The organism is Micromonospora sp. S4605 (genome assembly GCF_003176715.1).
Classification (GTDB): domain Bacteria; phylum Actinomycetota; class Actinomycetes; order Mycobacteriales; family Micromonosporaceae; genus Micromonospora; species Micromonospora echinaurantiaca.
Window position 1 is genome coordinate 57,173 of record NZ_QGSW01000237.1, and the last position, 11,675, is coordinate 68,847.

5 protein-coding genes are annotated in these 11,675 nt (G+C 69.3%); 1 reads left to right on the top strand and 4 read right to left on the bottom strand.

Translation table 11 applies throughout. The features are described 5' to 3' along the window. Positions 1–40: 40 nt before the first annotated feature. From DLJ47_RS20540 to DLJ47_RS20555, 4 genes are all read right to left on the bottom strand, one after another. On the bottom strand, positions 41–1,624 hold the full coding sequence (locus DLJ47_RS20540; RefSeq protein ID WP_109901769.1) for an exonuclease domain-containing protein: 1,584 nt from the start codon (positions 1,622–1,624) through the stop codon (positions 41–43). A gap of 24 nt (positions 1,625–1,648) precedes the next feature. Next, the gene (locus DLJ47_RS20545; RefSeq protein ID WP_109901771.1) at positions 1,649–5,647 is read right to left on the bottom strand and encodes an Eco57I restriction-modification methylase domain-containing protein; all 3,999 of its coding nucleotides are present in this window, start codon (positions 5,645–5,647) and stop codon (positions 1,649–1,651) included. Continuing rightward, a complete protein-coding gene (gene drmD, locus DLJ47_RS20550; RefSeq protein ID WP_199235935.1) occupies positions 5,644–8,793 on the bottom strand; it encodes a DISARM system SNF2-like helicase DrmD in 3,150 nt (1,049 codons plus the stop codon). The genes DLJ47_RS20545 and drmD overlap by 4 nt, the downstream gene beginning before the upstream one ends. Before the next feature lie 278 nt (positions 8,794–9,071). Further along, the gene (locus tag DLJ47_RS20555; RefSeq protein ID WP_109901775.1) at positions 9,072–10,988 is read right to left on the bottom strand and encodes an N-6 DNA methylase; all 1,917 of its coding nucleotides are present in this window, start codon (positions 10,986–10,988) and stop codon (positions 9,072–9,074) included. Positions 10,989–11,087: 99 nt separating this feature from the next. On the opposite strand from DLJ47_RS20555, the gene DLJ47_RS20560 reads away from it, so the two are divergent. Beyond that, complete coding sequence (locus tag DLJ47_RS20560) at positions 11,088–11,624, top strand: DUF4352 domain-containing protein (protein WP_109901777.1); 537 nt, start codon at positions 11,088–11,090, stop codon at positions 11,622–11,624. Positions 11,625–11,675 lie beyond the last annotated feature (51 nt).

Sequence of the window (11,675 nt, forward strand, 5' to 3'; positions counted from 1 at the left end):
TTGGCAATGTGCATTGCATTGGTCCGGAGTTCACGACGCCTCATGCGACTACCTGCCGGACAAGTTCGGCAACACCGACCACGATCGCGCCGCCAACGGCGATGACAGCCGCGCACCCACCCTTCTTGGCAGCAGTCGGCATCGCCGGCTGCCGATTGTGGGCGACGGGCACGGTGATTCGCATCGTGTGGATCTCGTCCCAGTCCTCGTGGCGCTCGACAAACATCGCGTGGTACTCGGCGGGTGTCAGCTCGCGTGGGCGCCAGAACTCGTGCCATTCGGGACGAGCGGGCGGGGTTGCTGCTGCCTGCTCGGCGGCGAGCCGGTTGGCGACCTGCTCACCGCGTGGATCGGTGAACAGCCCGCCGGGAACCGTCGCCACCTCGCTCTCCAGGCGCTTCCGCGCCTGATCTGGTGACACCACGTCGACACCGGCAGCGAGGGCCTTGGCGATCCGCGGATCGTTCTCTGCGGCACGGTCGCAGATGACCAGGCGGACCGTCTTGGTGAGGTTGACCGCGACCTTCGCCCCGTGCTCGACTGCGAAGTCGACCACCTCGGTGACAGCGGCCGAATCGCCGATCGGCATGATCCGCCAGCTCTTCAACGGTCCGTTGCTTCTGGCGCGGTTCGCGGATGCGGCCTCCTCCAGGTCGCTGATGAGATGCGATGCCGCAAGCTCCTTCGCAGCGCGCTGCAACTCTCTCAGCTCCGCCGACGTCACTACTCCGTCGGCCTCGGCGCGGTCCCGAGCACCGGCGAGGAACTCCTCATGGACCTGACGCGCCGTGGCCTGGGTCAGGCCGGCGCGGGCGGCAAGGACCGCAAGCTGGTTGGCCTCCTCGCCGACGATCCGTCCATCCGCAAGCGCATGGGCGAGCAGCGCCCGGTAGTCACGCAGCCCGTCCGGGCGCGGCTGCGGGGAGTACGCCATGCGCGGCAGCCGTGCCGTCAACGTAGCGAGCCACCCTTCCGTGCCCTTGCGGAGCCCAACGGCTCGCGGGGCGATGATGCCGCTGCGCGGCAGCTGAGGCAGCGGCGCGGGCGGCGGACCCAGCCAGTACAGCGGCTGCGGAGCCTCCGCGATCAGCCTCGCGAGCATCTCGGCAAGGGCCCTCGCATTGCCGAGCGCGGAGTGCAGCGCCGCCGGCCACTCATCGGTGATGAGGTTGGCGATGTTCTCCAGCTTGTAGCCCCACCGGTCGAGTTGGACCCGGGAGGTGACGAGGGAACAGACCCCCGGAACCTGCGCGAGGGTGACGTTCGAGCGGCCGAACTCAGCGACCAGGAACTTCTCCTCGAAGTCCAAGTTGTGGCCCACCACGACTGAGTCGCTCAGGTAGGCCAGAACATCCCCCGCGATGTCCTGGAACCTCGGTGCATGCTGAACATCCGCGTTTGTGATCCCGTGAAACTCATCGTTGCTGATGCGCAGGCAGGGGTTGACCAGCGTCGAGTACTCATCGAGGACGACCCCGTCGCCGCGCATCCGGACGATCCCAACCTCACAGACGCGAGAACCCTGCCTGGGATGCAAGCCGGTGGTTTGCAGATCGAGAACGGCAAACGTAAGGGCACGCGGGTCGACGCCGCGCTGGCGGGTGAGTTGACCACGGACGAACACGGGGAGCTACCTCCGGACGAGGGGCTAGAGTTCAAACAGGCCTGCTTGCGTGGAATCGGCCTTGCGGCCAGATTTCTTCTTGTTGTGCAGCCCGCGCGCCTCTTCCTCGGTGTAGCGCTGGTGGTTCAGCTCCAGCAGCCGGTCAAGGATTTCGCGCTGAACCGCGGGGCCAATGGTGTAGCGGGTGTAGGCGCCGGCCTTGTGGAAACCATGGTCGAGACCCTGCGCCACGAGGTCATTCCAGGCATAGGCGCGGCAGACCGCCTCGTCGATGTCACAGTGAATACTCCGCAACTCCGTGATGTCGTCGTCCTGACAGGCCGGGTCGAACATCAGGTTGTACGTCGCCGTAAGCCCAGCCTGGCGGCTGAGCATTACGTCCCGGCGGTACTCATCCAGTCGGTCCCCCAGCGTCCGCATCTCCGCGTTCAAGTCGGGCAGTGCAAGCGTCTCGAACACGTCTGACGGCGTGTAACGGAGATCTGCCTTCATAGACGACGCGCGACTAACGGCCCACCAGTAGTGCGGCGAGCTGGACAGGAGCGCCAACATCGCTGAGTCGTCCGTTGCGAACACCCCGAGCGCGTGTGAGAAGACCTGCCCGGTCGGCACCATCACCGGCATGACCGTCTTGCTCACCAGGGTGATCACCACGACCCGCTCCAGCTTCGCAATGGCTGCCTGCATCTCAGGTCGAGGCCGGAGATAGCGCCACCAAAATTCTCGTGCACCTCGATCTTTGCTTTGATCCCGTTCCGGCTTGACCAGGCGCCTGACCTGGTCGTAGCAGTCCGGATAGGCCTGCGCCTGGGCCTCGTTCCAGTCATGGAAGTTGATGACCCAGCGGCTCGACGAGCCGTCCGGGCGTGAGTTCAGGTCCTGCCCGTTGAGATACGGGAAGAGGACATTTCGATTGCGATCGTCTCTAGCTATCAGCGCGGCGGCTGCCTCCGGCAGCATTGTGAAGCCCAGCCCCAGAATGATCGAGCCCTGGAAGGAGATGCCGGCGTTGCTCTGGAGGCGGTGGGGGTTCCCCGTCACCCGTGATTCGACGTCAAGCGATGGAGTGATGCCGGCAACCGCTACCCCGTCGGCACGCCGCTCAGCTCTGTCGCTCAGGTCTGCTCGACTGGTCCAAACGGCGCAGAACTCCAACGCCGCCGACTGTGACGGCCACGGCCTACTCTTGATCGCCTGGCGGATGGTGACCTTACCGGCGACAATCTGATCGAGACCCACCTCACGGGTGTCGCCTTGGGCTAGGGTGTTGGTGGCAATCAATCCGGCCTGCCCGCCGGAGTTGAGCAGGTCGTGCGCCCGGAGCGAGAAATAGGCGACCAGGTCAGCGCTACCCCGGGCATTCCGGCCGATTGCGCTAATCAACCATTCGCGGTAGGCCGGGCCCAACGCGCCGGTTAGCTTCTGACCGCCGAGGAAGGGTGGGTTGCCGATGATGGCGTCGAAGCCGCCTTGCTCGAAGACCTCGGGGAACTCCAGGGGCCAGTGCAGCGGGTTCCGGCCGAACCCGCCAGCCGGCTGGTCGAGGGCCAGCCACGACCGTGCCTGCTCGACCAACGGGTCCACGTCGCCGCCGCGCGCCAGCTGCTGGGCCAGCGTGCCAACCCGCTCGGCGATCACAACCGGGTCCTGGCCTCGTTTAACCGAGGCGAGCGACGCCCCGACGACCAGGTCGGCGTACGCGTCGGCCCGCTGCCGCACCTCCCGAGCCTCGTCGAGCAGCCGCCGCTTATCCGCCAGGTGCTCCTGGTCGTCCGGCAACGCGGCGAGTCGCCGCCGAAGCTCCAGGGCCTCGGACAACTCGCGGTCCAGCCGTAGGTCACGCCCGCCGCCCTCGGCGGGCACCGACCGGTTACCGAGACCCAGCAGCGAGTCGCCCGCCACCAGCCGGTCGTCGAGAAAGGTGAAGGGGCGCTGCGGGTCCATCGAGACCAGCCACAGCGACAGCTTCGCCATCTCCACCGCCATCGGGTTAATGTCGACCCCGTACAGGCAGTGCTCGATGATCTGTCGCCGGGCCTCGATCACCAGCGCATCGTCGTCGGCGTCCACCGCCCGGTCGACGCCACGCTGCTGGTGGGCGAGCGCCCGCTGGTCACCCTCCCGCGACCAGGCCTCGATCAGATGCCCGGCCAGGTAGCGGGCCGCTGCGACCAGGAAGGCCGCGGACCCCATGGCGATATCGGCGACCTTCAGAGAAAGGATCTCCTTGCTCGACTTCGGCTTCCACTGGGACTTGTCCGCTGTCTGCAACGGGCCCGGCTCGTAGACCAGTGGCTCCAGCGCACCCTCGACGACCTCCTCAGCGAGGAATCGCGGGGTGTAGTGGGTGCCCGTGTTGCGGCGGAGTGCCGACTCAGTGACAAAGAGCGCCCCGGGCAGGATCACCACCGGCAGGCCCCGGAGGTCCTCACGGAGGAGGCCGGAGAAGGGCAGCAGCCGCTCGGAAAGCTGGTAGCCGCCACCGGTAACGGCGAGCAGCCTCTTGCGGGCTTCCTCGCGTTCTACCCCGTCGAGCGGCGCAAGCTTCTTCGTCAGCGCCGCGACCGAGCCAATCTTCGAGTCCTTGTACTTCTCCGCGAGCGCCTTGGCCAGCGCCGGCACGTCGGGGTGTCGCTCGCGTAGCGCCTCCAGGTCGGTGAGCGCGACCTCCTCCTCTAGCCCTTCCTTGCCGATCAGCCCGACGGTTACGCCTTCGGCTCGGAAGCCTTCGAAGGAGAGCAGGCCCTCGTAGACGTACCCGATCTGCTCGACGTCGAGGCTGCGGAAGCTGACCGTCCGGCGTTCCCGCGACCGGCCGGTGCCGACCTCGACGTACTGCACCGACCGCAGCATGTGCAGCACGGTCCGGTCGTCGATGGTGAGCGGCATCCACTCGTACTGCTTCGGGTCGAAGAGCGAGCCGTCGTGGCCGTGCAGCTTGAGGCTGGGGTGGTCGATGCCGTGGTAGACGGCGTTGAACAGGGCGAGGAGCCGGTGCCAGGCGGCGGAGCTGTGCTCCAGGTCTTCCTCGCTGCCCTCGGTAGCTCGCTGCTCCAACTCGGCACAGAGCCGCCCCGCCGAGTACGCCTTCATGTAGAGGTCGTTGTCGGCGGGGAGCAGCTTGCGCTCCTCGGCGAAGAGCAGGAAGACGATCCGCATCATCACGGAGACCGCGCCGCGGTAGACCTCGTGTGCCTCGACGTCTGCCAATCCGCGGCCGCCAAGCTCCCGTTCGCGTACGTCGATTCGGCCGATCGCGGCGACGAGCAGCTCGACGGCCCGGCGGACCTGGACGCCGAGCGCTTCGGTGATCTCCTCCTGGCTGCCCAGGCTGTCTCGCAGTAGCGGCACCAGCCGCTCGCCGTCGGGCACGCCGAAGAACCGGCGGCGGGACAGCAGCGACACGAACGCCCGCACCACGTCCCGCTCGGCCGCCTCCGGCCAGGAGACCGTGTCGAAGGTGGCGGTGCTGGTGACGCCGCCGCGAGGCGCCCAGACCAGCGTCCACCAGCGGCCGTCGGTGGCGAGGCCGAGTTCGATGTTGTGATGCCGGCACAGGTGGGCGAGCCGGTCGGCCGGGGTCGCGGCCCAGGTGGATTCCTTGATGCGCGCGGTCGGCTGCTGGCCGGGCGGGCAGATGAGGCCGAGCAGCCGTATGCTGTCCGGCTTGATCTCCTCCCCCGGCTCGGTCAGCGCGAACGACGGTCGCAGCTCGGTGTCGTGCTCGGCGACGGTGTAGGCGAGCGTGTCCAGGCCGTCCTCGTGCAGCGCGTCGCCCCAGCCGAGCAGCTCGCCCAGCACGTACCCGATCCAGGTCTGCTGGCCCGCGGCGGTGTCGGACTGCCAGGTGGTGTGCTCCTGGCGCAGCCGCTCGCGGGCCTTTTTGTCAAGAGCGTCGAGGGTGGACCAGGTGCGACGCAGCACCGGCAGGCTGAGGAACGGGCCGTTGACGTCGACCAGGCTCAGCCAGTTGCGGTGCTGCTCGGCGCCGTCGGGGGCGGGGCGACGGAACGTGCGGCTCATCGGATGGCCTCCCGCTTCGGTACGACGAAGACCACGGCGACCGGGAACCGGTGCGGCTTCGGGTCGCGGTAGCGGGCGGCGACGGCGTCGAGTTCGCGGTCGCGCTCGGCTTCGAGGGCCGACAAGCGTTCCTCCCAGGATTGGCGGTCCTTGCGGTACTGGGCGAGTTCTTCCTTGCTCTTGCTCATCGCGACGAGCTGCTCGGACGTGAACAGCGAGTCCTGCCCGCCGACGCCCTCCTCTGACGTCGCGAGGGCACCGCGCAGGGTGGCGGCGAACTGGTCGAGGTTGTGCCGGATGCGCTGCTGCTCAACTGTCTGCCGCTGCTCAAGCTTGCGGGCGAGGGCCTCCTGGCGGGTGTTGGTGCGCCAGTCGACGGCGGCGACCAGGCCATCCCTGACACGGTCCCAACGCTCGGCGAGTCGCTTCTGAACGAGGGGCGAGGCGGGGGTGCCGGTGGTGAGCGCCCGGTCGAGGATGCCGCCGAGGGTGGTCAGGTTCTCCAGGCGGCGGAAGCGGCCCTGCTCGGGTGCCCAGCCGCCGGCGTAGAGGACCTCCTCGTGCAGCCGCACACCGTCGGCGCCGACCAGCACGAACCGCGAGTACGCCCCGACCAGCACATCTTCCAGCGTCGGGTCGTCGCTGACCACGGCGGTGACCCGGTGGAGGCCGATGTCGGGGTTGGAGACGGCGGCGTGCAGCAGCCGGGTCGACATGGCGACCAGGGGGTGGTTGAGGTGGGCGAGGACGATGCCGTCGCGGTCCTCCTTCGCGACCTGCGGGTCGAAGGCGACCGGCAGTTGGCGCGGCGGCTCGTCGTCGTCCTGCAGTTTGGCGGTGAGGCCAGCGCTGGCGCGCTGCCAGGAGCCGGTCAGCGGCGGCACTTCATAGAGGCCGTCGGTCAGGTGCTTGTCGTCGATATGCCGCTTGAGTGGCTGCTGGCGGGCCAGGTCCAGGGCCGTGTCGACGACCCGCTTGACCGCCGTCGGGGTGATGCCGAGTTCCTCAACGGTCTTGTCCAGGTCGGCGCGCAGCCGGCGGACCTGCTCGCGCAGGTTGTGCTCGGTGGGCAGGCTGCCGCCGGTCCTGCCCTTGCCTGCCTTGTCGATGTCCACGCCGACCTGCTCGCCGAGCATCCGGCGCTGTACGGCGTCGGAGAGGACGGCGTTGACCGAGCCCAGGTCCTCCTCCATCCGCGCGACCTTCGTGGCGACCCGGGACAGGAACTCCAGGTCCGCCTCGAACGAGTCGACGGGTTTGCCGAAGCCGGTGCCGACGAAGTGCTGGATCTCCGGAGTGACCTTCTGCCCGTACCGGTCAATCCGGCCGATCCGCTGCTCCAGCTTGTTGGGGTTGAACGGGATGTCGTAGTTGACCAGCCGGTGGCAGTGGTTCTGCAGGTCGATGCCCTCGCTGGCGGCGTCGGTGGCGAGCAGGATGCGCACCGGCCGCTCGGTGGGGTGGGCCTGGAACGCGAGCCGGATCTGTTCGCGCTCGTCGGTAGGCGTGCCGCCGTGCAGGAGCGCGAGCCCGTCGCCGCCGAGACCCTCCTGGCGGAGCAGGTCCGCGAGCCACAGCTGGGTGTCGCGGTACTCGGTGAACACGACGACGCGCTCGTTGGTCCAGTGCCGGCCGTCGGGCTTGCAGATAGCGGTCAGGTAGTTAATCAGCTCGCGGGCCTTGGCGTCGGGCTGCGCCTCCTTGGCCTCCGCCCAGTCGAGCATCTTCTCCAGCAGGGCGGTCTCGTCGGAGGTCGGGTCGGGCTGCATGGGCCGGACCCGGTTGAGGGCGTCGTCCTCGGCCTCGGCGAGCTGCTCGTCGTCGTAGGTGGCGAGGTCGTCCAGGAACTCGTCCATCCACTCCGGCACGTCGTCGCCGGCGGACAGGCTGGACGTGCCCTTCTTGCTGGCCAGGGTTTCCAGGTAGACACGGACGGTGTGGGCGAACGCGGCCGGGCTGGAGAAGAGCCGCTTCTTCAGCAGCAGGGTGACCAGGTCGGTGGCCTTGCGGCCGCGCTGCGAGTTGAGCCGCTTGCGGCGCAGCTCGGCGAACTGCGTCAGCAGGGCGTGGATCTGCCGCTCGTCCTCCGGGTACGCGACCGGGATCGCCGACGCCTTCCGCTCCACGAAGCGGGGGCTGCCGTCCGGGTTCTCGATGTCGCGCTTGAGCCGGCGTACGACGGTGTCCTTGACCGCGGCCTGGTCGGGCTGGACGCCGCGGGCGAACCGCTGGTTGTCGAGGATCTCCAACAGGGCGGTGAAGGATGCCTGGTAGCCGTTGTGCGGGGTGGCGGACAGGAAGAGCCGGTGGGTGAAGTGCGGGGCGATCCGCCGGATCAGCTTGGTCTGCTGGGAGTCGACGGCGTAGACCTGCTTCGGCGCGGCCGGGGCGACATGGTGTGCCTCGTCCAGGATGAGCAGGTCGAACGTACGCGGGTAGGTCGGGCCGTCGGCGGGCAGCACCTCGTCGAGGAGGCGCTGCGCCTTCTGGCCGCGCAGCCACGGCAGGCTGACGATGCTCAACGGGTAGACCTCGAACGGGTTCGCCGCCGAACCGTGGCTGCGGCGGACCGCCGCGCAGCGCTCCGAGTCGATGATGGTGAAGTCGAGGCCGAACTTCTCGGCCATCTCGTCCTGCCACTTCAGCGTCAGCCCGGCCGGGCAGACGATCATGATGCGGCGAGCCCGGTGCCGCAGCAGCAACTCCTGGGCGACGAGGCCGGCCTCGATGGTCTTGCCGAGGCCGACGTCGTCGGCGAGCAGCAGGTTGACGCGGGGCGCGTCGACCGCGCGGGCGACCGGTTCGAGCTGGTAGTCCTCGATCGCGACACCCGAGCGGAACGGCGCCTGCAGCGTCTTCACGTCGGCGGACGTGACCGCCGACCAGCGGACCGCGTCGAGGAAGGCGGCCAGCCGCTGCGGCGGGTCGAACGAACCCTCGGTGACCTGGGGCAGGGAGCCGCTCGGCAGCACCTGCCGGCCTGGCTCGACCTCCCAGATGACGTCGAGGGTGTGCCCGTAGCGGCCGTCCTCGACGCTCTGCAGCGTGACCAGCGTGCTCTGCCCGGCCCGGTCGACGTCACTGACCACCCACCGTTGGCCACGTACCGCGACCAGCTTGCCGATCGCCAGCTCGTCGCTCGTCACGCTCGGCATCCTGCCCCCATGTTCACTTCGCCCCCACTTTTGAACCAGAGGACCGTACGCCCTCGCTGAGCGGCGACGGGTCCCCCGAAAGGCTTGTTTCTTCAGTTCACAGACTCATGAATGAGCGACCAGAAGACCACCGACCGTCGCGTCCCGTCAACGGGACGAGTTAGTCAGGTACGCGACACTTCACGCTTGGCCGAGGCGTCTGCGGAAGAGCAGCAGTTCGACCAGGTCGGGCGTCCACCGTCCGCCGTCGGTCCTGGCCTTCATGCTCATCACTTCTCCTCTGCCTCCGGACGAAAGCTGCCTTGCGCGAGGCCGTCGGCGGTGAGCTGGGCCAGCTCTGCCCCCAGCGTCGCCGCCTGCCGCATCGCCGACTCGAACGCGTCGAGCCGCCGGAACGCCTCGCCGTGTGTCCGCTGCTCTTCCAGCGGCAGCCGCCGTACCAGCGCCCGCCGGATGTCAAACCGCAGCGTCCCGGACAGGCTCGACGCCTGCTTCTCGTTGGCGGTGTTGCGCAGTTGCCCGGCCAGGAACCACGGGTCCAGCGCGGCCGGGTTCGGCCGCAGCAGGTACATGTTCGCCCCGAGCACCGCCTTCTCGTCGGTGATGACCCGCGTGGTGATCCGGCGGGCGACCACCGGCACGACGACGTCGCCCGGCGCGAGCTGGATCGGCTCCCCCGCCGGCCGGTCGCCGCGCGACGACGGCCCGGTCCCCTCGATGACGTCCCGCGCGTGCAGCACCGGAAGCTCCGACCGATCGTCCGCGTCGCGCGTCGCCCGCACCGGCCCGAGTAGCTGCAACGCCCCCATCCGAGCCAGCTCCGCGACCGGCACGGCCGGTAGAGCAGCCCCATCGGGCGTGGGCGCGACCTGCGGGATCAGCGCCGGCAGGTCCCGCACGACGGCGGCGAGCCGCTCTCTCGTGCGTACCATCTGCTCCCCCGTCCGCTCGCTCCCGCCGGCGGGTTGGCGGCGCGCGGGCGTGAGGTCGACCTCCTCGTCGAGCAGCTCGATGACCGGAACCGCGCGGGCGAAGCCGGCCTCCTCGACGTCGGCGTCGGGTGCGGCGGTGAAGGCCTGCCAGGTGGCGATGATCCGTGGGGCCAGCTCCGCGAGGTCGCCGTCGGCGGCGTCGACCAGCAGGGTCCGCGCCGGTGGCGGCGCGTCCGGGGCGGGGCGCCGCAGCACCCACAGATGCAGGGGTACGCCGTGCGGCGCGGCAACCCCGCTGGGCAGCGCGATGACGGCGCGGAGTGCGCCGCGGCGCAGCAGCTCGGCGCGGATCCGCCGGCCGGTGCGGCGGCCCGCCGCGGTCGGCGGCATGAGGAGCACGGCAGACCCGCCGGTGTTCAGGTGTGCCAGGCAGTGCTGGGCCCAGGCCAGCTCCGGTTCGGTTCGCGGTGGCACCCCACCGTACTGCCAGCGCGGGTCGTAGCTGAGCTCCTCGTGCCCCCAGGTGGTGACGCCGAACGGCGGGTGGCAGACGGCTGCGTCGAAGGTGCGACCGGGGAAGGCGTCGGCTCGTAAGGAGTCGCCGGGGCGGACCTCGCCGGGGACTTCGCGCAGCGCGAGCCATAGCCCGGCGAGGATGGCGAGGTCCTGGTCGAGCTCCTGCCCGTACGCCTCGGTGCAGCCGGCGCGGACCGCGGCCCGGAGCGTCGCACCTGAGCCGGCGGCCGGGTCGAGGATGGTGCCGCCGTCGGCGGCGGCGAGCCGGACCATGAGGTCGGCCAGCTCGTCCGGTGTCGCCCACGGGCGGCCCGGGCCGGGGACGGAGAAGCGTTGCCACAGCTCGTCGAACGCCGCCTCCGGGCCGAGTTCGTCGGCGAGCGCGTCGATGTCCGGTAGCAGCGGCTTGACGCCCGGGTCGATCGCCTGACGGCTGGGGCGTTTGCCGCGCTGTCGGCTGAGGAGTTGGGCGCCGACGCCGGCGAGCGCGGCCGCTGGGCTCTCGGTGGCGGCGGCAAGGTGCCGCCAGAGCCGCTCGGCGCGGGACAGCTCGGGAAGTTTGCCCTGCTCACGTAGCCACGTCTCGACCTCTACAAGGTCGAACTCCGGGCTGGCGGCGGTGCCGCCCACCGGGTTTGGGAAGTCGGGGTGCCGCTTACGCCAGTTGCTGACGGCTGCGCGGCCTACCCCGGCGAGCCGGGCGATCTCCGCTGCCGTGATGCTCGGGTTCACCTGCACCTCCGCAGTGTGTCATACGTGTCAAGCATCATGTGTGTTGACAGCGTTCACAGCTCATGCTCTCATTGACGCCGCAACGTTCACACCAGGAGGACAACGATGCGCAAGACCACCACGTTCGCTCTGTTCGCCACCGCCCTCATCGCGTTGGGCTGCGGCGCCGGCGCCACCGACACCGCGAGCAGCTCGGACAGCGGCGACGGTGCCGCCGCCAAGGGCGAGGAGAAGGCGGCGAAGACGGCGAAGATCGGCCAGGCGGCCCGGGACGGGAAGTTCGAGTTCACGGTGAAGTCGGCCAAGTGCGGCGTCGCCAAGGTCGGCTCCGACCTGCTCGGCGACAAGGCCCAGGGCCAGTTCTGCCTGGTCACGGTCAACGTCAAGAACATCGGCAAGGAGCCGCAGACGCTGATCGACAGCAGCCAGAAGGCGTACGCCGCCGACGGCACCGAGTACTCCACCGACTCGGAGGCGGCGATCTACGCCAACAAGGACCAGCAGACCCTGTTCGCCGAGATCAACCCCGGCAACCAGGTGACCGGCGTCCTCGTCTTCGACATTCCCAAGAAGGCCAAGCTCGCCAAGCTCGAGCTCCACGACTCGCCCTTCTCCGGCGGCGTCGAGGTCGCGCTGAGCTGACGTTCCGCCATCCCGTTGGGGCGGGCGGCCCCGCCCGCCCCACTTCTTCCT